At 53.8% G+C, this 23610-nt stretch carries 22 protein-coding genes, 3 tRNA genes and 1 pseudogene; 4 read left to right on the plus strand and 22 right to left on the minus strand.

Features of this window, described 5'->3' with window-relative positions; translation table 11 throughout:
- Positions 1–17: 17 nt before the first annotated feature.
- From KJ970_16110 to KJ970_16160, 11 genes are all read right to left on the minus strand, one after another.
- Entirely contained in the window at positions 18–1115 is a 1098-nt protein-coding gene (locus KJ970_16110; GenBank protein MBU2692449.1) for a glycosyltransferase, read from the minus strand.
- 30 nt (positions 1116–1145) lie between these two features.
- Complete coding sequence (hemW, locus tag KJ970_16115; GenBank protein MBU2692450.1) at positions 1146–2330, minus strand: radical SAM family heme chaperone HemW; 1185 nt, start codon at positions 2328–2330, stop codon at positions 1146–1148.
- Positions 2327–4141 carry a translation elongation factor 4 gene (gene lepA / locus KJ970_16120; protein MBU2692451.1) on the minus strand — a complete coding sequence of 605 codons (1815 nt, stop codon included), beginning with the start codon at positions 4139–4141 and terminating at the stop codon, positions 2327–2329. Before lepA ends, hemW begins: the two co-directional genes overlap by 4 nt.
- On the minus strand, positions 4138–4731 hold the full coding sequence (locus KJ970_16125; GenBank protein ID MBU2692452.1) for a hypothetical protein: 594 nt from the start codon (positions 4729–4731) through the stop codon (positions 4138–4140). The genes lepA and KJ970_16125 overlap by 4 nt, the downstream gene beginning before the upstream one ends.
- Positions 4732–4802: 71 nt before the next feature.
- A tRNA-Sec gene (locus KJ970_16130) sits at positions 4803–4900 on the minus strand.
- A gap of 111 nt (positions 4901–5011) precedes the next feature.
- A complete protein-coding gene (glmS, locus tag KJ970_16135) occupies positions 5012–6850 on the minus strand; it encodes a glutamine--fructose-6-phosphate transaminase (isomerizing) (GenBank protein ID MBU2692453.1) in 1839 nt (612 codons plus the stop codon).
- 24 nt (positions 6851–6874) lie between these two features.
- Positions 6875–8218 (minus strand): phosphoglucosamine mutase, encoded by a 1344-nt coding sequence (locus KJ970_16140; protein ID MBU2692454.1) that lies wholly within the window; start codon positions 8216–8218, stop codon positions 6875–6877.
- 40 nt (positions 8219–8258) lie between these two features.
- Positions 8259–8331: transfer RNA gene (locus KJ970_16145), tRNA-Thr, on the minus strand.
- A gap of 98 nt (positions 8332–8429) precedes the next feature.
- Positions 8430–8505, minus strand: a tRNA-Phe gene (locus KJ970_16150).
- Positions 8506–8529: 24 nt separating this feature from the next.
- A complete protein-coding gene (locus tag KJ970_16155) occupies positions 8530–8979 on the minus strand; it encodes a response regulator (GenBank protein MBU2692455.1) in 450 nt (149 codons plus the stop codon).
- A gap of 22 nt (positions 8980–9001) precedes the next feature.
- Positions 9002–11086, minus strand: a complete 2085-nt coding sequence (locus tag KJ970_16160) for a GHKL domain-containing protein (GenBank protein ID MBU2692456.1) — start codon at positions 11084–11086, stop codon at positions 9002–9004.
- 122 nt (positions 11087–11208) lie between these two features.
- Between KJ970_16160 and KJ970_16165 the strand changes: the two genes are divergently transcribed.
- Together KJ970_16165 and KJ970_16170 are read left to right on the plus strand one after the other, a co-directional pair.
- On the plus strand, positions 11209–11505 hold the full coding sequence (locus KJ970_16165) for a DUF3467 domain-containing protein (GenBank protein ID MBU2692457.1): 297 nt from the start codon (positions 11209–11211) through the stop codon (positions 11503–11505).
- A gap of 51 nt (positions 11506–11556) precedes the next feature.
- Positions 11557–12762: a pyridoxal phosphate-dependent aminotransferase gene (locus tag KJ970_16170; GenBank protein MBU2692458.1), complete on the plus strand. Its 1206-nt coding sequence runs from the start codon at positions 11557–11559 to the stop codon at positions 12760–12762.
- Between the two features lie 2 nt (positions 12763–12764).
- Here KJ970_16170 and KJ970_16175 read toward each other — a convergent pair whose 3' ends face one another.
- Complete coding sequence (locus KJ970_16175) at positions 12765–13670, minus strand: LysR family transcriptional regulator (protein MBU2692459.1); 906 nt, start codon at positions 13668–13670, stop codon at positions 12765–12767.
- Between the two features lie 330 nt (positions 13671–14000).
- Between KJ970_16175 and KJ970_16180 the strand changes: the two genes are divergently transcribed.
- Entirely contained in the window at positions 14001–15308 is a 1308-nt protein-coding gene (locus KJ970_16180; protein MBU2692460.1) for an inositol-3-phosphate synthase, read from the plus strand.
- Between the two features lie 115 nt (positions 15309–15423).
- On the opposite strand, the gene KJ970_16185 is transcribed toward KJ970_16180, so the two are convergent.
- The 10 genes and pseudogenes from KJ970_16185 to tatA all read right to left on the minus strand — a co-directional run bounded on the left by KJ970_16185 (position 15424) and on the right by tatA (position 22634).
- On the minus strand, positions 15424–16281 hold the full coding sequence (locus KJ970_16185; protein MBU2692461.1) for a fumarylacetoacetate hydrolase family protein: 858 nt from the start codon (positions 16279–16281) through the stop codon (positions 15424–15426).
- A 47-nt stretch (positions 16282–16328) separates the two neighbouring features.
- The gene (locus KJ970_16190) at positions 16329–17246 is read right to left on the minus strand and encodes a lysophospholipid acyltransferase family protein (protein ID MBU2692462.1); all 918 of its coding nucleotides are present in this window, start codon (positions 17244–17246) and stop codon (positions 16329–16331) included.
- On the minus strand, positions 17243–18142 hold the full coding sequence (gene dprA / locus KJ970_16195; protein MBU2692463.1) for a DNA-processing protein DprA: 900 nt from the start codon (positions 18140–18142) through the stop codon (positions 17243–17245). The genes KJ970_16190 and dprA overlap by 4 nt, the downstream gene beginning before the upstream one ends.
- Before the next feature lie 79 nt (positions 18143–18221).
- Entirely contained in the window at positions 18222–18842 is a 621-nt protein-coding gene (locus KJ970_16200) for a hypothetical protein (protein MBU2692464.1), read from the minus strand.
- A gap of 166 nt (positions 18843–19008) precedes the next feature.
- Positions 19009–20178: a GTPase ObgE gene (gene obgE / locus KJ970_16205; protein MBU2692465.1), complete on the minus strand. Its 1170-nt coding sequence runs from the start codon at positions 20176–20178 to the stop codon at positions 19009–19011.
- 3 nt (positions 20179–20181) lie between these two features.
- Positions 20182–20481: a zinc ribbon domain-containing protein gene (locus KJ970_16210; protein ID MBU2692466.1), complete on the minus strand. Its 300-nt coding sequence runs from the start codon at positions 20479–20481 to the stop codon at positions 20182–20184.
- 82 nt (positions 20482–20563) lie between these two features.
- A complete protein-coding gene (coaD, locus tag KJ970_16215) occupies positions 20564–21085 on the minus strand; it encodes a pantetheine-phosphate adenylyltransferase (GenBank protein MBU2692467.1) in 522 nt (173 codons plus the stop codon).
- Positions 21078–21638, minus strand: a complete 561-nt coding sequence (locus KJ970_16220; protein ID MBU2692468.1) for an RsmD family RNA methyltransferase — start codon at positions 21636–21638, stop codon at positions 21078–21080. The genes coaD and KJ970_16220 overlap by 8 nt, the downstream gene beginning before the upstream one ends.
- Positions 21635–22135 carry a shikimate kinase gene (locus tag KJ970_16225; protein ID MBU2692469.1) on the minus strand — a complete coding sequence of 167 codons (501 nt, stop codon included), beginning with the start codon at positions 22133–22135 and terminating at the stop codon, positions 21635–21637. Before KJ970_16225 ends, KJ970_16220 begins: the two co-directional genes overlap by 4 nt.
- A gap of 346 nt (positions 22136–22481) precedes the next feature.
- Positions 22482–22634 (minus strand): annotated as a pseudogene (gene tatA, locus KJ970_16230) (twin-arginine translocase TatA/TatE family subunit).
- 563 nt (positions 22635–23197) lie between these two features.
- On the opposite strand from tatA, the gene KJ970_16235 reads away from it, so the two are divergent.
- The gene (locus KJ970_16235; protein MBU2692470.1) at positions 23198–23605 is read left to right on the plus strand and encodes a hypothetical protein; all 408 of its coding nucleotides are present in this window, start codon (positions 23198–23200) and stop codon (positions 23603–23605) included.
- Positions 23606–23610: the final 5 nt, after the last annotated feature.

Raw genomic sequence — 23610 nt, forward strand, 5'->3', positions numbered from 1 at the left:
TACAATCGATGTGCTTCCTACCGATTTCTTAGAACCTTCTCAATCTCCGTCTCCATTTGATCCCGATATCGTTGCCGGGAAAAGGCCAAGGCCCGCTCACGGATCTTTTCAGAGTCCCACTCCATCGACTCAAGCTTAAGGATGGCTTCGGAAAGCGATTCGGGCGTCGGCTCATTGAAAAAGATTCCCGTTGTGCCATCGACCACCGTTTCGAGAGCCCCTCCCCTGCCATAGGCGATCACAGGCCGGCCGCAGGCCATCGCCTCGAGGGGCACGATTCCGAAATCCTCTTCTCCCGGGAAGAGAAGGGCCCGGCAATTCCGATAATGCGTCCGTAATTCCCCCGTCTCGAGCCAGCCTAAAAAACGGACATCGGATCCGGCCAAACGCTCCAGGCGACGCCGTTCAGGACCTTCACCAACGACAACCACCTTGCGGCCCAATCGGGTTGCGGCGGTGATGGCCAATTCGGTCTTCTTGTACGGCACCAGGGCGGTCAAAATGAGATAGGGGGCGTCCGGCCCCGGTTCCGATCCGATCTGAAAGGCATCGGTATCGACCCAGGGATGAACAACCGACGCCGTTCGGTCGTAATAGCGCCTTATTCGTTCCGCGACCGCATGGGAATTCGCCACAAAGTGATCCACCCTTCGGCTCGATATCACATCCCACACCCGCATCCAAGGGCTGAGAAGCGTCATCATTCTTCCCGACATTGAACTGGATCGTGGACCTCCGAAGTATTCTTCATAAGAGCCCCATATATAGCGAATCGGCGTGTGACAGTAGCAGAGGTGGCGTGATTCGGGATGGACAATGACGCCTTTTGCGACGCAGTGACTCGTTGAGATAATGAGGTCATATCCGCGAAGATCGAATCGTTCAATCGCGGCCGGAAAGAGAGGAAGATACCAGCGGTAGTGTTTGATCCCCCGAGGGAGGTTTTGAATAAAGGATGTCCGAATTTCATGAGAGTTGATGAGCGGCGAAACGGCGCCTTTGCGATACACTAATGTATAAATTGGAGCTTCCGGATAGATTTCACAAAGCACTTCGAGACACTTCTCTCCTCCCCTCATCCCCGTGAGCCAGTCATGCACGAGTGCGACTTTCAATGCCATTTGGACCTCTTGTCCGATTCCGGCCTAAACCGAGGCCGGTTCCCTCAATCCTTCATCCAAGACATGGATCAACTCTACGATAACAGCGTTGGAAATAAAGATCGCCTTTTCGGCCAAAGCGACTCTGCCTTGCTCGCGGTGAAGGAACCCACCCCTCACCATCGCCTCGATCTTCTCCTCCATGGCCATCCGGCATTCACTTGGAAGTCCACCGGCGAATCGGCGCCAATGAATCCCCTCTTTCCTCCGAAGACCGAGGAAGATCTCTTCTTCCGTGATCTGCCTCTGGGTCAGTTGTTTTAATTCAGCGATCGGCCGCTGATGATGCTGCAGGAGAGAATCAAGATAAAGCCCGAGATGAGGATGATTATTCATGCGGCGGTTTTTTAGAAATGAGTGGGCGCCCGGTCCCAGGCCGATATAGGGCTCCCGCCTCCAATACCGCTCATTGTGGATCGACCGCTGGCCGTTCCGGGCGAAGTTGCTGATTTCATAAGGCTCATACCCTCTTTCGGAGAGGGTGGAGCGGGTCCATTCGAAATCGTCGGCGCTGATCTCATCATCAGCCAGGCGCCATTCACCGGAATCGACCAGCCTTTGCAAGGGTGTCCCCTTTTCAATCGTGAGGAGATAACAGGAGAGATGACCTGGATCGATCCGGCAGGCGCATTCCAGCGAGTTGCGGTAACTTTGCGACGATTCCGGGTCAATACCGAACAAGAGATCAATACTGAGGCGATGGAACCCGGACGATTTTAAAATCTCGATACTTTCCATGGCCTTCCGCGCTGTATGAATGCGCCCCAAACGGCGAAGCTGGTTGTCATCAAATGACTGAACCCCGAGACTAACCCTGTTGATACCCTGGCTTCTCCAACCGGCGGCAAGCTCCTTTGTGATCGATTCGGGATTGCCTTCAATCGTGATTTCCAGATCCTGATTCCAATGCGTGTCCTTCAAAATGCGGGACAGAATCGGCGCTATCTGCCGGTTCTTCAGCAGTGAGGGTGTCCCCCCCCCAAAATAGATTGATTCGATATCGGGCCGTCCCCCGGCCAGTTCTTCCCGGCGGATAAGATCCCACTCCTGGCACATGGCCGCGATCAAGCGGTCGCCCTCCGATTCACGACCTGTCTCACTATAGAAATCGCAATAGCGGCAACGACTCTGACAGAAAGGGATGTGAAGGTAAAGGCTCAGCACCGTCAAGATTCCTCGTTTGGTTTCAGGAGAGCCAGAAAAGCTTCTTGCGGGATATTCACCGAACCAACCTGCTTCATCCGCCGTTTTCCCTCTTTCTGTTTTTCTAATAATTTCCGTTTTCTCGTGATATCTCCTCCATAACACTTTGCGATGACATCTTTGCGCAACGCGGGAAGGCTGGCGCGGGCAACGACTTTGCTTCCCAGGGAAGCCTGGATGGCGATCTGGAACATCTGGCGTGGGATCAGCTTCCTGAGCCGGTCCACCAATTCGCGGCCGATATAGTATGCTTTGTCGTTGTGGACAATAACGGAGAGCGCATCAACCATTTCACTGTTCAACAAGATATCAAGCCGGACGAGGTTTGAGAGGCGGTAGCTGTGAAATTCATAATCAAGGGTTGCGTATCCATGGCTCACCGACTTCAGACGGTCATAAAAATTCAACGCAATCTCGCTGAAGGGCAGTAGGTAGGTTAATCGTACGCGGTTCCCCTCCAGAAATTCCATCGATTGCTGCTCACCCCTCCGGTCCTGAAGCAGTTTCAAGATTCCCCCCAGAGAACTAGGCGGGGCATAGATATGCGTCAGGACATAGGGTTCTTCAACTTCGTAGCGGCGTCCCGGCGGCGGCATCTTTCCGGGGTGTTCAACAATGATTGTCTCACGCGTTATACGATCGATGACCCTGACAGCGACATTCGGCGTCGTCGCGATCAACTCACAACCGAATTCCCGTTGGATCCTTTCTTGTACAATTTCAACGTGCAGCGGCCCCAGGAATCCGCACCGGAAACCGAATCCCAATGCGGTTGAGGTCTCCGGCTCAAAGACCAGCGAGGCGTCATTGAGACGAAGTTTGATGAGAGCATCTTTAAGCGGGAGAAAATCATCGTTATTGACCGGATAGAAACCGCACCAGACCATCGGTTTCATCGGTTTGTAACCCGGCACCGGCTTCGGTGATGGGTTCTGATCCCATACCACCGTGTCGCCGACCTGCGATTCAGAAACATCCTTGATACCGGCAATAAAATAACCGACCTCGCCCGCGCTCAGCGTCTCTTGTGGCACCGGGTTTAAACGCAAGAGCCCTACCTCCAGGACCTCATACCGCTTATTTGTGGAGAGAAGACGGATCCGGTCCTTGACCGAGATGGCTCCGTCAACCACACGAATGAGGGAGATGACTCCGCGGTAACTGTCATACAACGAATCAAAAATGAGACCCCGCAGCGGGTGGCTGGGATGACCCTGAGGTTGGGGGATTTTTTCGATAACCTTTTCCAGAAGTTTCTGCGTCCCTTGTCCTGTTTTTGCGCTGACAAAGAGAACCTCTTCAGGCGGAATTCCAAGGAGCGCCGCGAGATCTTTCTGGACGCCTTCGACATCCGCCTCTTCCCGATCGATCTTGTTGAGAACCGGTATAATTTCGAGATTGTTATCCAGGGCCATATAGAGGTTGGCGATGGTTTGGGCCTCGATTCCCTGGGTCGCATCAACGAGCAGAATCGCCCCCTCTGCCGAAGCCAGAGAGCGGGAGACCTCATAAGAAAAATCGACATGCCCCGGCGTATCGATGAGGTTGAGGCGGTAATCTTGGCCGTCATCCGCCCGATAGTCCATTGCAATGGCGTGGGCTTTGATGGTAATGCCGCGTTCCCTCTCAAGATCCATGTTGTCCAAAACCTGATTTTTCATACTCTTAGGATCGATTGTTCGAGTGATTTCTAGAAACCGGTCCGCCAGCGTGGACTTCCCATGATCGATGTGGGCAACGACACAGAAATTGCGGATTCTTTCAAGTGGGTAGCTCAAAAGTTAATCCTCAAACCCATCTGGAATTTCATGATTGGTTCATCCTCCCCAGCATCCTGGGCATCGAATTCGACATCAAAGTACCGCAGGTGAGCGTCGACAAAGGCGTCCCCCATGCTGAGAGCGATGGCGAAGGCGGACCACCAGGTAAAATCATTGCGCCGTTCCCGCTGGCGATCGGCTTCCGCTTCCCAGAACGCGGCTTCATCCGGCCGGCTCACCATCATATCTTCAGCGTCACGCCGCTTCATTTCGTGGTCATAAAGGCGGTAGAGCATATACCCCTCCGCCCCGGCGACAACGATTGTCTTAATATATTTGCGATTCGTCAGCTGTCCCCAGCCGGGCACCAGCATCGATCGAACCATCACCCAAAAGGGAGCTTTCAACCCCCTCCCCGAATTGGTGGGGATGGAATCATTGACGGCGACTCCTCGACCGGTGATAGGCGCTCTTTCTTTGATCCGTATGTCAGGATTCCCCTTTTCAGCGGATTGCGCCAGGGCTCCGCCGAGCATGACCCCACAGAGAAGACCGATGATAACCAAAAGACCCGGTGACCGGTGATACCCCGATCCGGGCCTCGTCATATATTCCGCCATGGAGGTTTCGGATTCCCTCACCGCAGCCTGATGAAAGGGTCACGGTCTGAGTTAGAATTTGGCGGGAACGCGTGGGAATCGAACCCACCCCGGACACCACGAGATGCCCGACAAGGGATTTGAAGTCCCTGGAGCCCACCAGAACCCATGCATCCCCGCACATTCTGATGGTTGTTCCCGACCTTAAAGGCGGGTTGGACGCCTGTCAACGGTAAGCCCGGAGGCTTCGGAAATGAGGGAATGATTGGGGGTTGGCGTTCAGCCGGCCTTATTCGACGGTCACACTCTTAGCGAGGTTTCGCGGTTGATCGACATCACACCCTCGTAGGACGGCGACATAATAGGCCAAGAGCTGCAGGGGAACGATGGACAGCAAGGGCGTTATCAGAGGATCGCAATCGGGTATCGAGAATATCTGATCAGCTTGTCCGACAAGCAACTCATCCCCTTCGGTCACGACGGCCAGGATTCTCCCCTTTCGGGCGCGGACTTCCGACATATTGCTGAGAATTTTATCCATCCCCGGCCCCCGGGTTGCCAGAAAGATGACGGGCATTTTCTCATCAATCAATGCTATCGGTCCGTGCTTCATCTCAGCCGCGGGGTACCCTTCCGCATGAATGTAGGAAATCTCCTTCAGCTTCAATGCGCCCTCGAGAGCCACGGGGAAATTGATGCCACGGCCCAAATAGAGAGCGTTATGTTCATTCCCAAAGGATGAGGCGAGATCCATAAGCCGGGCGCTGCCGGCAAGCGTTTCGGCCATCAATTCGGGGACCCTGTTGAGCTCCTTCAAAAGATGGGTGGCCCGTTCATGCGACATGGTACCGTTACTACGACCTAATAATATTGCGAGGAGCGAGAGGACGGTCACCTGGCCGGTAAAAGCCTTTGTTGAAGCGACACCGATTTCAGGTCCGGCGTGAATATATATCCCCCCGTCGGCCTCTCTGGCGATGGTCGATCCGACCACATTGCAGATTGCCAGTATCCGGGAGCCTAGGGCCCGGGCTTCGCGCATCGCCGCAAGAGTATCAGCCGTTTCGCCGGATTGGCTGATGCCAATCACGACATCATGGGGACCGAGAACCGGTTTCCGGTAGCGCAGTTCGGAGGCGTAATCAACATCGACTGAAATCCGCGCACATTGTTCAATCAGGTACTCTCCGATTAAGGCCGCATGCCAGGATGTCCCGCATCCCGTCAAAGTAATCCGGCGGATTTTTTTCAGCTCGTCTTCATCGAGATTCAGGCCGTCGAGATAGACCTCCCCACGTCGCGGGTCAATGCGCCGCCGCAACGCCATGGCGACGCTATTGGGTTGCTCGAAGATTTCCTTCTCCATGTAGTGTGTATAGCCGCCGGTTTCGATTTCATCCAACTCCCAGGTAATATGTTCGACTTCTTTAACAAGGGCTTTTTCCTGCAAATTGAACAATCGATAATTATCGGGCGTGAGGACCACCAATTCCCCTTCACCAAGATAAATGGCGTCCCGGGTGTGCTCGAGGATTGCAGAGACATCCGAGGCAAGGAAATGCTCCCCCCGCCCCAATCCGACGATCAAGGGTGATCCCTTGCGGGCGCCGACGATGACGTGCGGGTCCAGCACGCTCATCACGGCCAAGCCATAAGTCCCCTCGACGAGACGCAATGCATTGGCGACAGCCGCTTCCAATGTGGAATCTTCTTTTTCCCGGCAGGATTCGATCAGGTGGGCCAGAACCTCAGTATCGGTCTCACTCTTGAATTGATGGCCTTCATTGAGGAGTTGAACGCGGAGGGTTTCCGCATTCTCAATGATGCCGTTGTGAACAACAATGATCGTTTCGGAGCAATCGAAGTGGGGATGGGCGTTTTCGAAGGATGGGCTCCCATGGGTGGCCCACCGTGTATGGCCGATTCCGGTTGTTCCCTTGGGCGGATGATCCTTGAGCTTAGCGGCGAGAACCTGGATTTTCCCTGCTTCTTTTACAACCTCAATCCTTGATTCATCGGCGATGGCCAGCCCGGCGGAGTCATATCCCCTGTACTCGAGCCGCTGCAATCCCTTGAGTAGGATGGGGCAACATTGGCGAGATCCGGTATATCCAACAATTCCACACATGCAGCCTCCCAGGGAGGCTCCGTTCTAGATCCTCCCGACCCGCCGAATTTTTTCAACCCATTCCTCAAGTTGGGCTTGAGTCGCCGTCTCTGCCGTCAAGCGCATCGCCGGTTCCGTACCCGATTTGCGGATGTGGATCCATCCTCCCGGCACGAGCCATCTCAACCCATCGGATCGATCCGGCGCGGCGGAGAAGAGTCCTCGAAGTCGATCTTCCAGCTCACCTAAATCGTCGGGTGCCGGGAGCTTGACCTTGACCATGAAGAAAGATGGAAATTCCCTCGAAGCCCCTGCAACTCCACCCGGATATGAGGATTCCAGAGCCAGGAGGCGGGCGATCCCCACCCCTGAATCCCGGCCGAGATGAATCTGTGGATCGATGACGCCCCCATTCCCCTCGCCCCCAATGAGAGCCTCATACTTGAGGATTCCCAGCACGACATGGGCCTCGCCAACCGGGGTGCGATAGACGGGAACTCCAAATCGGCTCCCAACCCACTCCAGACGTCCCGAGCTGCTGAGATTGGTCACCAGAGGTCCCTTCTTGCTTTGGAGGACTTGGAAAGCGGCCAGAGGCAGCGTCCATTCTTCACCCAGAACCTCTCCACCCGGTGTCACCACCGCCAGGCGGTCTCCGTCCGGATCCGTCCTAAAACCGAGATCGGCGCCGACTTGGCGGACGGTCTCAAGGAGTTGGCCGAGGACTTCGGTGCGAGGCTCAGGATCAGCCGGGAGTTGTCCATCGGGTTCGCAATCAATAGGGTGAACTTTGACACCCAACTGCTCTAGTAGAGGAAGAAGCAGAACTCCGCCGGCACCGCGAACGGCATCGACGACAACCTTGAAACCACCGGACCGGATTTTCTTTAACTCTTCCTTTTCAAAGGCTTGAAGGATTCTCTTGATATGTCTTGTTACGCTATCGGATCGCCTCTCTGTCCCGCCGATCCGCTCGTAGGGGACCCAGGCAAAACGGTTTTCATGATACTGCCTGAAGAGAATCTCAGCCCTGGCGGGCGAAAGAAAACGTCCATCCGGACCGACGAACTTGAGGGCATTCCATTGGGGAGGATTATGGGATGCCGATATGACGATCCCCCCGGCGGCCCCGTATTCTTCGACGGCGACCTGCACAGTCGGGGTTGTCACGATCCCCAAATCGCAGACGTCACACCCGACGCCTCTCAAGGCTCCGCCTGCGACTTGTGCAAAGTGTTCTCCACTGGGGCGGCTATCCCGTCCGATGATAATGAGACCTGGACCGACGAGGGTCCCAAAGGAGGCCGACAGCCGGGCGATGATGCAAGCGTCCAGGCCGTCACCAACCAGACCCCTTGCACCGGATATACTGGTGATCAGAGTGGGCATCGATTATCTCCTTGAATGGGGATTGTGCGAGGAAAGACAGAGCTGGTGAGCGGAGTCGAACCGCTGACCTGCGCATTACGAATGCGCTGCTCTACCAACTGAGCTACACCAGCTTGATTTAAACCGGCCTGATCTTCACCGGCCTGAATTACATCGGCTGGAACGACAACTGCCTGAGTCATGACAGCTGGTTCCGGAGGGTAAAAAAAGATGGTGCAACCCCCCGGACTTGAACCGGGGACACCCAGATTTTCAGTCTAGTGCTCTACCAACTGAGCTAGGGTTGCACCTTCATGATGGAACGGAAGCTATCAAAGCCTTGAAATGCTGTCAAGCCGGCGTGGATCCACCGCCCTCTCCATCTCCACTTTCAGCGGGGCGTTATTTACACCCTGCCTTGCTCCGGCCTTCCGCCTCAAGATTCTCGAGACCGCATCCTTCAGCGGCCCGAGATCCGCGGATTTCAGTATATAGGCGGCCGAGGACCAGGTTGAAAAGTCATTGTGGTGGATTGGATATGCGGTATTGATCACCACCGGCAATTCCGGAATCTCTTCAAGAGCCGTTCGAAGCACCTGAATCCCCGAAATGTCAGGTAGTGACAGATCCAGAATGACAAGATCAATGCTGCCCCTTCGAATCAATTGCAGCCCCATTGCCCCCTCCGAGGCCGTGAGGACATGATATTCCTCATCCTCGAATTCGGCGCTGTAGAGATCCCGCAAGATCTCTTCGTCTTCAATGATGAGGATTGTCGCCATCCGGCCATCCTCCTCTTTTCCGTTATGCGGCTTCCCGGCGATCACGGCCTGAACGCCGGTTGCGGCCGCGCCGGTCCCGATTCAGCGCGATGGGGAATGCCAGGGTAAATATCACGCTCCAGGTATCATCCGATCGAACAAGGATCTCTCCACCGTGATCTTTGATAATCTGCTGCGAAATCGCCAATCCCAACCCGTGTCCCTGAGGATGACCGGATGTGAAGGGAACGAAGAGCCTTTCCAATATTTCGCCGGCCATTCTTTCACCTGTATTTGCGATTTCGACGAGAACCTTTTCCTCCGACATATAAGTGTCAAGACGGATCGTGTCCCCTTCTTCTGTGCTTTCACGCGCATTGTTTAGAACATTGACGAGGACTTGTTTAATTCTGTCGGTATCGAGTAAGACTTTAGGAAGATTCGGTGCATAATTCTCCTCGATAATAATTCCGCTCTCCATGAGGTCGCCGCGTGTCAATTCAAGGGCATCCCGGATGATGTTGTTAAGATCGATGACTGTTTTTTGGGATTGAGACACGCGCGACATGTCTAGAAAATCAGACAGCATCCCCTCAAGACGCACAGCCTCTTTAACAATAAGATTCGCTTGGTCCCGGTTCGTATCTTCGGCAGCAAGAGATTTTGCAATGCGCCGTGCCAAGCCGCCGATCGCCGCCAGCGGGGACCGGACCTCATGGGCAAGCCGCGTGCTCAACTCCCCCACGGCGACCAGTTTCTCATTTCTTCTAAGCCGATTTTCCGTTTCACGCAGTTTTTCCTCTGAACATCTGATAAAATCCTGCAATTTGGCCATGCGAGTCACGAGGGCAAGAAGTGAAGCCTGTGTTCGTATCCATGTTTTGTCCTCGTGTGAAAACTCGGTGCGTCCCTGGGGCAATGTGACTCCAATCACACCCAGAATAAAGCCGTGGGCCAATAGGGGCTCCATAACGCAAGGGACTGGTTTTGCTGAGGGATTCCGATCCCCCGCCTCCGCCGCAAGGTCCAGTATCGTTCGAGACGCCTCCATGTCGGCCACCTTCTGCGCCGCCGCCTCCAATCCCTCGGCCAGATCTGATGCGTTTTCGGGGGTTTCTTTGCGAAACTCGACGGCGGTATCAAAACGTTGGCTTTCAGGGTCCATCCTCCAGATGGTGACCCAAGATGCATTGACGGCCTCGGCCACTAGCCGGGCGGCATGACTCAGGATATCAGGCAAATTTCCGAGCGTGACAACCCGGCCGATGAGTTCGTGAAAATAATTCAATGACCGGACGGCCGTATCGGTATCAATGGAGATAAGGCTTCTTTCAAGAGCTGCGGTACCCAGGCCACACCACCATTCCAGACCAGCCCTCTGCTCCGCGCTCGATTCCTCATCTGTGCCAAGATCGATCGCCAGGATACCCAGGCAGGATTCGAGTCCCTTCATGGGCAAGAAGAGGAAGTGCCCCTCTTTGGGACAGAGCTGGGATGGATTTTCCGAATCAAGATCGGTTTCAAGGTCACAATCAAGATCACCGGCAAGATCACCGCTGAGATCACTGTCTAGCTCACTGCCGAGATCCCCGCCAAGATCACCGGGAGAAACAACGCACCCCTTTTGCGTGCTCAAGACGTGATTCAGAATGAATTGTGGGTTTTCACCCGGAGAGCTCACGCGGAATTCCCGGCCGGGAATTCCATTCCAGCTTCCCGAAAGCCCCTTAGCCTGGGCCTCGTGGAGCGCGTTCAGGAAAGGATCCCATGAAGCCGCCGACCTCTCTGTTGAATCCTGAGTCTCGTACGGGGAATTGGTTGCGAATGGCCAATCGATCTGCCGAAGGTTTTCCCCTTGGAGCCCCATCCAGGCGTGAAGCCTGGTTCCCTCGGGCGAAAGCAAAAAGATCATGGCCTGCTTCATCCCAAACGCGCCGGACACTTTTGATCCGACAAGACCGGCCAATATGATCCGCCCTATCGATTCTGAATCCCTGGTTTTCCATAGGCCGGTGGATAAAGAAAGAGGCAGCGGGAGGGACAGCGGCATGGGGGTGTCTTTAGGGGCCTTACCCTTGTTATACTGTTTGTGGTTCTCGCTTTTTTGTATCACGCGAGGGCGAGGCATCTTTTATCCTCCCATTGAGATGTGGGATAGTGTGTTGGTATGGCATTTCCCAAGTGACTCCAAAAGGAGAGATCGGAACCATGAACCTTTTGAATTGGGGCGGCAAACAGGAGAATAAACCGATGGAACAGGACCAGAAAAAAACATCCGTCCAAGTTGACATTGATCCCAAGGAAGCCGAGGGGATCTACTCCAACCTCGTACTTCTTTCCCACTCACCCTCCGAATTCATTCTGGACTTTGCCCGGGTTCTTCCGGGAACTCGCAAGGCCAAAGTCTACTCGCGCATCATTATGACACCTCAGAACGCCCACTCGCTTCTCAACGCGTTACAGACCAATATCGAACGCTTTGAAAAGCAGTTCGGGAAGATCCGGGTGTCTGGAACAGATTCTAAGGGAGATATCGGCTTTAAATAGACTCTCTTGAGTTGAAATATCCTCGAACTGCCTGAAGGTAAGGAGGTTGTGATGACGTATCGTGTGAAGGTTTCAGAGAGGGGAAGTGGCGCGCCATCCTCACCCATTCGTAAACTGGTTCCCTTGGCCGATGGAGCGAAAAGCAAAGGGCGGCACGTCTATCATCTGAATATTGGGCAGCCGGATATCCCCACGCCCGAACCGATGCTTCATGCCGCTCAAGAATATAAAGGTCCTGTTTTGAGCTATGGCCCATCGGGGGGATTGCCTGAGTTCATCAATGCCCTGGCTGGATATTACGAATCCTGCGCGATTTCGCTGCGGAAAAATCAGATCCTCGCGACCACGGCGGCAAGTGAAGCTCTGCTTTTCGCCCTGGCCGCTGTCACCGACCCCGGGGATCAGGTCCTCATTCCCGATCCGCTCTATGCGAATTACCTCGGTTTCGCTGCGATTCTCGGTGTAACGGTCACGCCCGCCGTTTGTTCACCGGAGGATGGTTATAAAATTCCCCCACCGGAAATACTCGACAAACTCTGCGGCCCTCGGTGCAAAGCGATGCTATTGTGCAACCCAGGAAATCCCACCGGGCGCGTCACCAGCTCCGATGAACTGCGGGCGATAGGTGATTGGGCCAAAGCGCGAAATATATTTCTAATCGGCGATGAATGCTATCGCGAGTTCTGTTATGAGGGTTCGGCTCCTCCATCGGTTTTGAATCTTGAGGGATGTGAAGACCTAACGATCATGACCGACTCCATCTCGAAGAGATTTTCAGCCTGTGGGGCCCGGGTCGGATGCCTTGTCTCCCGTAATGAGGAGGTGATGGCGACGGTGATGAAATTCGCCCAAGCCCGGCTTTGCCCTCCCACCCTGGGACAACTGATGGGGATAAAGGCTTTTACTGAGACGCCGCCATCTTACTATCAGAAAATCATCGATACCTATCGCGAAAGGCGTGATTTACTCTGTGAGAAGCTGAGTGAGATGCCGGGAGTTTCTTACCGGAAACCTGAGGGCGCATTTTACATTATGGCGACATTGCCCGTATCGGACAGTGAGGATTTCACGCGCTGGATGTTGACGGATTTCCATTTGAATAACAAAACCGTCATGGTCGCGCCCGGCGCAGGCTTTTATGCAACGAAGGGATTGGGCGCCAAGGAAGTCCGCATCGCTTATGTACTGGAGTTGGTTCACCTCGAGACAGCGATGAAAGTTCTGGCTGCTGGTCTGAGGGCTTTCTCAGACCGCTGAGACTATCGTCCGGGTTTGACCGAGGACGGCAAATGAATGGTTAAATGTTCAACCCAGGCGGCGGCGATCTTTGATAGCGGCCGCCAGGTCGGCCATATCAGACCGCTCTGCCTCTCCAGATGCCAGCCTTGAATCCTGACCCGCCCGAGCAGTCCGCGGCGCAGGTCTTCCTTGACCAGGCTTTCCGGCAGAACGGAAATACCGAGGCCGACCCTGACCAGGCGCTTGATCGGTTCGGGGTGTGACATTTCCATTGAGATACGGGGTTGCAGGCCTTGTGCGCGGAATACCGCTTCTATCGTTCGCCGGGTCACAGATTCCGGTTTGTGCAGGATAAGAGGTTCGTCTACAAGTCGTTCCAGTTTTACTTTCCGTTTGCCGGCCAGAGGATGGCGCGCCGGGGCTACAACGACGAGAGGCTCCCTGTGGATCGGTTGAACGATGAGATCCTCCCGGCCCACCGGCATAGTGACCAGCGCCAATTCAACATCCCCTCGAAGGGTTTGTTCAACCAATGTCTGGCTGCCCTCAACATTGACAATAATTTTGATGGATGAGTGTTTTCTTAGAAAAGATCGGATATGACGAGGCAGCCAATGACTCGCCGGAACATCCGTCGTCCCCATCCTCAAATGACCCCGCTCCACCGTGCCCCAAATGCGGACTTCTTCTATGGTGCCTTCCATCTCACGCAACCAATCCTCGGTAAGACGAACAAAGCGACGTCCAACTTCTGTCAGCTCAACACCGCTTTTTTTTCGATGGAAAAGACGCTGTCCCAGCTCTCTCTCTAAATTCCGCAGCTGCGTGCTGATGGCCGGTTGAGTTCTGTGCAGCGCCCTGGCGGCGGCTGTGAAGCTTCCCCTACGGCTGACCTCGAGAAAGGTTCGTAATTGTTGGAGCTCCATAGCAACCTCCGCGACAAATTTCTAAATAGGACGCATAGCACTCTTCAATGCAACTCGCACAGCAACAGAGGGCGCAGCTTGCGCACGCGTTTTTGAGTTCAAATATAACCATAAATTAAATTTATGGATACAAGAGAAACTATTATCTTTAAGAAATATGGACACGCATGGCATGCTGTCCGAGATATGACTCCGCATTCATGAGCGGTCCCGACTTTTGTCCGGCGTGACGATCCCGCCAATGAAAAACCAAGGAGATATCAGCTAACCACTGATATTACTGTGAGTTGCGTTGCCTATGCGGCAGCGGCTCTGGGAGGTATCATCAGAATGAGTGTGAAAATCGATGAGCCGAAAGGCAAACTTGGAGTGCTTCTCCCCGGTATGGGGGCTGTGGCCACGACCTTTATGGCCGGTGTTCTATCCGCCAGAAAGGGTTTGGGGAAGCCGATCGGCTCCCTCACGCAAATGGGAACCATCCGCCTCGGGAAAAGAACTGAGGGCCGGAGCCCTATGATCAATGAATTTATCCCCCTTGCCTCAATGGATGACCTCGTTTTCGGAGGATGGGATATCTTCACGGATAATGCTTATGAAGCCGCTCTCAACGCCGGCGTGCTCAGCAAGGCCGATCTCGACGCCGTTCGCCCGGAATTGGAGGCGATCCAGCCCATGAAGGCCGTCTTCAGCAAGAAGTTTGTCAAGAAGCTCGATGGAACCCATATCAAAAAGGGAGATAACTGGTGGGACCTCGCCGGGCAACTGCGTGAAGATATCCGGAACTTTAAAAGTAAGAATGGTCTCGATAGATTGGTGATGGTCTGGTGTGCTTCAACCGAAATATTCCTGCGCCCAGGGCCGGTTCATCAGACAATTGAGGCCTTCGAGAACGGTCTAAAGAATAATGATCCGGAGATCGCTCCCAGCATGGTCTACGCCTATGCGGCGATAAAGGAAAGGGTTCCTTTTGCCAACGGCGCCCCCAATCTTTCCGCCGACATTCCCGCACTAATGTCACTCGCCAGGGAAATGTGTGTTCCCTTGAGTGGAAAGGATTTCAAGACGGGTCAAACATTAATGAAGACGATCCTCGCTCCGGGATTCAAGGCGCGCCTCATCGGCATTGCCGGCTGGTTCAGCACCAATATCCTGGGCAATCGCGATGGCGAAGTCCTCGATGACCCTGAGAGTTTCAAGACAAAAGAAGAATCGAAGCTTTCTGTTTTGTCATCGATTCTCCAACCTCACCTTTATCCTCAACTCTACAAGGATCTCTATCACAAAGTTCGGATAAATTATTACCCGCCGCGCGGCGATAACAAAGAAGGTTGGGATAATATCGATATCTTTGGTTGGATGGGCTACCCTATGCAGATAAAAATCGACTTTCTGTGCAGGGACTCTATCCTCGCGGCGCCGATCGTTCTCGATCTGGCTATTTTCATGGATCTCGCCCAGAGAACCGGAATGAAGGGCATTCAGGAATGGCTGAGTTTCTATTTCAAGAGCCCCATGCACGCTCCGGAGCTGTATCCAGAGCATGATCTCTTTATCCAGCTCATGAAGCTGAAGAACACACTCCGCCATTTGAGAGGTGAAGAGTTGATTACACATTTGGGATTGGAGTACTACGACTAAACAAACACAAATGACTCACAAGAAAGGGCGGCCCTGAAGGGCCGCCCTTTCTTTCTGGATTGGGATCGATTCGGCTGGATTGATGATTCTTCCTGCACTCTTCTGAGAAATGGATCTATTCAACCGTATTCATGAGTTTTCCCACACCCTCTAATTCAATTTCAATCCTATCCCCGGCCTCGATGAAGAGCGGGGGATCTCTAAAAACGCCGACACCGGCCGGCGTTCCGGTACTGACGACATCTCCCGGCATGAGGGTCATTTGGTGACTGATATAACTTAAGAGCTCGCGAATGCCGAAGATCATGTCGGATGTATTGCCATCCTGACGACATTCTCCGTTCACAAAACAACGAAGAGCAAGCCGTTGAGGATCCCCTATCTCGTCCAAAGTCACAACCCAAGGACCGATCGGTCCAAAGGTGTCAAAACTTTTTCCCCGGAACCACTGCCGGTCACCATATTGGGCCTCCCGTCCGGAGACGTCATTCATTACCGTGATGCCGGCGATATATTCGTAGGCCTTTTCCGGGCGCACTTGACAAGCTCTTTTTTGAAGGATAAATGCCATTTCAGCTTCGACATCGGGCTTGCTCTCGCCGGCGGGGAGCCGAATAGGTTCTCCCTGGCCGATAAGGCATGAGGGAGCTTTGGCAAATAGTAATGGCCGCATCGGAGCCTCTTTTTTCTGTTCTTCGGCGTGATCTCGATAATTGAGCCCGATGGCGATCACCTTTGAGGGAGATGGGACCGGTGGGGCAAGTCTGAGTTTATTCAAGGGGATCGGACCGCTCTTCCACATCTTCCGGTGGTATCGCTCGGAAATGTCCGACAATAGATTCTCTTCCAAGATCTTCTTCCATGAGCACGGCCAATCTTCTTCTTCCTCACAAAGATCTATGATCCCATTACTTTCCTGAAGCAGTACACCAGGCCGGACCTTTCCCCCATGATAGAAACTGAGCCAGCGCATTCCTTTCCCTCCTCCATTGTACCGGCGATTGGCATTCCACTGCCATTTTACACGGCGCTTGTCTTCCAACGTCTGTGCATCCAGAACCATTGCTCGGGAAATCTACGGATCACTCCCTCTAGATGTCTTATGTACAATCTTGTAATTCTGTCCACGTCCTCATCTTCGGAAAGATCGGGATCCGTTTCGATGGGAGGCTCTATCTCGAGAACGAACCTCCCTCCCGGCCGCCGATAGCCATATCCAATAAGAATGCTGGCTCCGGTCCGGCGTGCGAAGAGAATGGGCCCGGTGGCAAACGATGCAGGTCTGCCCAAGAATTCGAAAAAGCGCCCATCATGCCCGGCATCCTGATCGAGTAAAAAAGCCACACATTCATTGGCCCTGAGGTGTTTGTAAATCAATCGAACAGATGGGCCGACCGGAATGATGCCGACGCCGAGACGCCGCCGGTTCTTATTCAGGAATTCATCAACAAGCCGGTTTCTCTGCGATCGAACCAGGAAGTTGATCGGATATCCCCGCAAAGCGAAATATCCGCCCAGATATTCCCAGTTACCGAAATGCGCCGACAGCAGAACTCCACCGCTCCCCCTCTCAAGGGCTACATCAAAAGCCATCTCACCATGAGCTGTTTGACGCTTTAAGATATCCTCTTTTGAAAAACGGTTAAGAAGTCCAACCTCGATCATCGTCATGGCGAAATTTCTGTATGCCGAGCGTGCGACACGAAGAATCCAGGCTTGTTCCCTATCAGGAAAAGCACACCGCAGATTCTCTAATGTGACACCTCGCCTGATTCTGATAATCTCAAAGGCGATGTCACCCCAACGCCGGGCCCACCATAGCGCCACCGCTCTGGGCCCTATAGAAACAGCGCCGATAAAGAGCCGCAGGGCGGCGTACTGCATACGGTGCGCAAACGTTATCTTCTGTGAGGAACCGCGCGGGAAAGCCCCTTTCATGACCGGGTCTCCCAACTCCCGACCTCATCAGCACACTCAAATCCCTGCGGTCCCCTCCGTATGCGTCCATCGAGTTCCAACCGGCTTAGATGCCGACTCAGCTCAGATGGGGAAAGCTCAGGCATTGATAAATAGAGTCGCTCTAAATCGGCGGAACCTTTCTTTTTAATCTCCCCAAGAATCGCTTCCACCGCTGAGAGCCCATCAAGACGATTCGACGGGGCTATGGTTGAGGTGGCATCGTTCATTGGCTCGCGAATAAGGGCGTCGAGGCTTTCCACAATATCCCGGGCATCCGTCACCGGGCGCGCTCCATCGCGAATCAAACGATTGACGCCCTCCGATCCGGAATCCCAGGGATTTCGGGGAATCGCCATGACCTCTTTGCCTTGCTCCAGACCCCATTGGGCCGTGATCAACGCGCCGCTGCGCAATTCCGCCTCGACCACTAAAATAAGATCACTCATGCCAGCCAGTATCCTGTTGCGGCGTGGGAAATGATAGGCCAAGGGAGGCGTCCCATAGGGAAACTCACTGACAATCGCTCCCACCGCCGCAATATCACGCCTCAACTGATAATGCTCACGAGGATAATTGACATCGAGACCCGTCCCGATCACGGCGATCGTAACGCCCTTCGCCTTGAGCGCTCCCTCATGGGCGGCCCGGTCAATCCCCCGAGCGAGGCCGCTCAATATGACGATACCACGGAGAGCCAATTCATAGGCGATCTCCTCAGCTATCCCACGACCTCCAGCTGATGCGGCACGCGTTCCAACAATGGCGACAGAGGGGCGATGCCAATCGGTAAAGGGTCCTTGAATGTACAAGGGTTCGGGTGGGCGGTGGATATATCTCAATCGATTTGGATAATCCGGACTTCCTCGATCAAGCATCTTCCGAGGTATGCTGGTATTTAAATCCATGGGATCCATAAAATCTTCTTGCAGCCGGAGTACTCGATCCGCAAAAGGATCAGTTGTTGTCCTGTTCGTTGGAGTGCGCCGGTTTCTCGAGTGACTTGTTCGCCGCTCGAAGGCCGAAATTCATATTCGTCTCCGGCCCTGTTAAGGGTTCCAATACCGATCGCTTATCAATCTTAAGCGGTTCGGAAGGGATAAGATCGGCCCATACAAGTCCCCAGCGATCATCACGAACCGTCTCTGTGATTTTCTTCTCCTCACCCTTGCTCAGGCGGGCCTCAGGTCCCATCAGTTCCCGCTCTTCCCAAAGCCGTTGAAACCGTCCCACTGCAGCGGCGTCAATCTCCTGAAGTCTTTGTGCAAATTCATGGCGCGCTATAGGACCTCTTGAGTGCACGATCTTTGCGACGGCCAGGGTGAAACCTCGCCGGCAGAAATCGAGCACAGCCTGAAGCCCATCCTCGCTTACTGTTTGGTTTTGATCCCAGCAGGCATTAAGGACAGGAAGGAGAGCCCGCCAATCCCCCATTCGTCCTAGAGCTTTTAGCGTCGCGGCGCGGGAATACCAGAGGCCGTTTTCGAGCATCTCCAAGAGCGCCGGTATGGCTACCGGTCCGGCCAGTACCAGTCGATCCGCTATCTTTTCGCGCAGGGACCATTTTTCTGTAGCCAATGAGGCCACCAGTGGACGGCATTGATCAGCAGATGGTTTGGGCGGCAATTGACGAAGCATCTCTTCACAAGCTTCCGGGGGTAAAGGGTGCGGAAACCGCTTCCTTTCCCTTAATTCATTCCCCGCCTTTCTAGGTATCGAAGTAGGACTTGAATGTTGAATTGGATCAGGCATGAGAAGAACCTTCCTTTTTTAAGCCCGAATGATGCGGCCGTCGCTTATGGATGATCCAGCGCGTCGGCCAGGGTTTCTTATCTGTATATGGATCAAATAATCCCGAGGATTTATCTGGCGTTTGCGGCGCCGGTAGGCGGACGTCCGCCTTTTCAAGAGCTACTTCCTGCTCCATCTTTTCCATCTTTTTAAGACGGGCGGCGATACCCGTTTTGAGCTCCTTCAATCCCTCTCCCGAGACTGAAGATATCCAAAGCAATGGGTCATTGCCGGCCTGCAGGGCACCCAATTGGCGTTTCTGTGGACTCAAGAGATCCGCTTTGGTCATAACAATCCAACGCGGCCGGTTGGCCAGAGCGGGGCTTGCCTCAGCCAATTCATTTTGCAGGACACGAAAATCCTCCGCGGGATCCTCCGAAATTCCCTCAATGAGAATGAGGAGGAGGCGCGTTCGTTCGATGTGACGCAGGAATCGATGGCCCAGACCCTTTCCCGCGTGAGCGCCCTCTATAAGACCGGGCAGGTCTGCCATGACAAAACTTTCAAGTCCGTCTCCGATGGCCACAACACCGAGATGAGGTTCGAGGGTTGTAAAAGGGTAATCCGCGATTTGCGGTCGCGCCTCAGATAGACGGGAAAGCAGCGTTGATTTTCCCGCATTCGGAAGTCCGACCAGCCCCACATCCGCCAGTAGCTTTAACGTTAGGAGGAGTGACCGTTCTTCGCCCGGCGTCCCCATTGTCGCCTTGCGGGGCGTTTGTTGAGTCGATGATTTAAAATGTACGTTCCCTTTTCCACCACGTCCCCCATGACAGACAATCACGCGCCCGCCGGGTTCTGAAAGATCGGCGAGAAGTTCATTTTTCTCTATATCGGTGACAATGGTCCCCAAAGGTACCCGGATAATGACATCCCAGCCTGAAGCGCCGGTCTTTTGATTCCCCTGCCCCGACATTCCCCGCTGACCCCGGAAGGAGGGTGTATGGCGGAAGGAAGCGAGGGTCCGTTGATTCGGGTCGGCGATCAACACGACATCACCCCCATGACCGCCGTCGCCCCCGTCGGGCCCCCCTTTGGGGATATACTTCTCACGCCGGAAGCTCACACAGCCATGGCCGCCGTCACCTGCTCGAACGCGGATATATGTCTCATCGACAAACATTGTTTAATTCTTTTCTTTCTCGCTCTTGGTGCTGATCTTCCCGTCACTCTTCGAGTCACTCTTTGTTTCCACCTTGCTCTCGCTGCTCGTCGTGTCGATTGTCGAATGCGCCTTTTTCTCTGGTTTGCGATAGTCAGTGGCATAGAATCCGGAACCTTTAAAGATGATTCCCGCGCCGGATCCCACTAGCCGGCGAACTTTGTGACGGCATTTGGGGCATCGTTTACGCGGTTCTTCCGTCATTGACTGGAAAAGCTCATAACGATACCCGCAACTCATGCATTCGTATTCATAGGTGGGCAATGAATCATCTCCTTCTAACGATGGGGTGTTTCCCCAACGACACCTAATTAATGAAAATGCAGGGCTCATGCCACGAAATGGGCTATGAATCCTTCCTCTTAATTTTATCGCCAAAGGCAATCCCGTAGTATTCTTGCAGTCTTTTTGCCACATAGGGCGATACCAGACCTGTTAAATCCCCTCCATACCGGGCCACTTCTTTTACCATTGTAGAAGTGATGAAGGAATAACGGGGTTGCGGGGCAAGGAATATCGTTTCCAATTCCGGCGCCAGGCGCTGATTCATGGACGCAATCTGAAACTCGTACTCGAAATCTGAAAGGACCCGAAGACCCCTTATAATGATGGTTATCCCCTTTTTCCGGGCGAATTCCACCTGGAGTTCCCGGAAAACCTCGATCTGGATCTGGTTTTTAATCCCATCCGGGAGGCTGTGGCGAATCATATCAATGCGGGATTTGGCATCAAAGATCGGATTTTTGCGATGCTGATCGGCAACGGCGATGACAAGCTCATCAAAGACCCGTAATCCCCGCTCCATGATATTGATATGTCCCAATGTGACGGGATCAAAAGTCCCGGGAAAGAGACCACGCTTAGCCATCCCCAATATCTCCCCTTATAAAGATCTCCAACCGCGTGTCGCCATAGACCCTCCCAAGCCTCTCAACCCATAACGATTCCGGCCCTTCGATGAGTCGGTCAAACCTCGCTTCAAGCACGAAACAGCCCGCGGGAATTAGAATCCGTCCGAGCTGTCTCCAATCCTCCGGCTTGGGCCAGATCAGGTCATAGGGTGGGTCGGCGAGAATCAGGCCTTTGGATCTATCGGCAATCGACGGCAAAGCCCGATCTGTCGATTGTATCAGAATCCGACCGGTTTTCTGAAGTCCACAATTCTCCAGGTTTTCCTTTAGAATTCTCGCCATCGGGCGATGATATTCCACAAATGTCGCTGATAAGGCGCCCCGGCTCAATGCCTCAATCCCCAGAGCTCCCGTCCCGGCAAAGAGGTCTAAAATATGGGCCCCGGCCACCCTATCACCCAACATGGAGAAGAGGGCCTCGCGGGTCCTTCCCAAACTGGGTCGGCATTGAATCCCGCGCACCGTCTTGAGCCTTCGTCCTCGGAGTGTCCCCCCCATGACATGAATCACTTCCGGCCCTCCCATCCCACGATGAGATCGCGGAGATCTGAGACAATCTCCTCCGGGGTCTGATCGTCCGTCGTGAGAGTCAGGTCGGCCTGGCTGTAATGAGCTTCCCGTTCGGCCAACAGCTGATGAATCATCTTTCTCAGGTTTCCGGCCTCAAGCAGTGGACGTTCCGGTCTTCCCGTGTCGGAGAGCCGCTGGTAAAGAGTTTCTTCGGAAACCTTTAGCCAGACACTAAAGCATCTCTCCTGCAAAATCCGGCGATTCCCTTCTCTCAGAATGAGCCCCCCCCCACAACTGATGATGGAGCCCCTTGCCCCGCTCACCTCGTGAAAGACCTCACCCTCAAGCTCTCTGAATCCCCCCTCACCCTGAAGCCGGAAGATCTCCTTGATGGTCCTACCCGCTCGGTGCTCGATCATGAGATCCAGATCAAAATAAGGGGCGCCGATTTGATGCGCTAATAATCGACCAACATGGCTTTTCCCAGCCCCCATCATGCCAATTAGCGCCAGATTGGGTCTGGGCCATAAGATTCCGCGGTGAGAGGTCATTCGGTTATTTTTTTGACGATTCCGGCGGGTCTTCCGTCGGGTCTTCCGTCGGGTCTTCCGTCGGGTCTTCCGTCGGGCCTTCCGTCAGCCCATCCGGCGGCCTTTCTGCCGGCTCCTCCAGAAGGTCTTCTGCCGGCTCATCAATGGGATGAGGCGTCGCGGATCGGGTCGGGCTCACTTCGGGGGGGAATTCCGCCGTTGAAACGCCTTTCTCAGCTACCGCAGCTTTGTCTGGCGCGGCCGGGAGACTTTGAGATCGCGGGCGCAAGTCTGTTTGTTGTTCCTCCGTAATGTTGACCTCCCGCTGCACCTCATTCAAGGCTTTGCGGAAATCCCTCATCCCATTGCCGATAGTGCGAGCCACCTCGGGGAGCCGGCGCCCACCGAACAACAGGAGCGTGACCAGGAAGATGACCAGCAGCTCTTGCATTCCGAGATTGAACATGCGATCCCCCAGTGTCTCGTGCCGTCCTAGGTGAGTCTAGTTCAGAGTCGGCATCTCCTTCAACAGAACTTCCACTGAAGAGATCGGCGGCTCGCCTGGAAGGATTCGAAAGATCGGGATTCGCTTTGGTGAAGATCCTCTCCATGAATATCAGGATCAGTCCTGAAGATTTCCTCACAACTGGGTCAAATGCCCCAATCCCCGCGCCCATTTAATTCGCGACATTTCGGAGATCCGCGTCCTGCAATCGCCGACATGCAGACTGCATGCATGAGAGTTTTTGTTGATGAGACGGCCTGAGGGAATAATTCCTCAACTTGTTGTTATTCATGCCGATACGTAAATCATAAATCCTATTTCTTAAGGACGAGAAGGGCACGACTCCTGCAGTAACCCGTACGGGGAAGTAGTAGGAAATTTGATTTAGTGACAGGAGAACCGACGCCATGACAATCCCGATCCACCAAAGATGGCCGAAATTTTTAGTGGACAGGTCCAGGAGGGCTTTACGGTTTCTGAAGTCAACAGGAGGCCGGCAAGAGGGTTTCACCCTTGTTGAATTGATGGTCAGTCTCCTGATTCTTTCCATCAGTATCATGGGGGTTGCAAGGCTCTTTATCTTTTCGAACCAACACTCCCTCTCGGGAAACAAGGAACTCGTGGCGGCCTCGCTGATCCAAGAGATCAGAGAGAAGATCCTCAGCGAAACTTTCGATGACATTCCCTCCATCTTTGACGGTGTTGATACAAATTACGATGAAAATATACCCGTACCGTGCCAGGCCTGGGCGGCGCATTTGGCTGCACAATTAGGCCAAGATGGGCGCGGTCGGATTGAGATTCTTGAACCCGGCGAGGAAGCCGCAATTCTCGACAGAATGGTAGGTGTCGTCATTACCATCAGCTGGCCGGAAAGGGGTGAAACAAATGACTTGGTTATGCGTTTCGCCCTCAGCAAAGTCGGTCAATAAGCCTA

It is taken from the genome of Candidatus Eisenbacteria bacterium (assembly GCA_018831195.1).
Classification (GTDB): Bacteria; Eisenbacteria; RBG-16-71-46; order CAIMUX01; family JAHJDP01; genus JAHJDP01.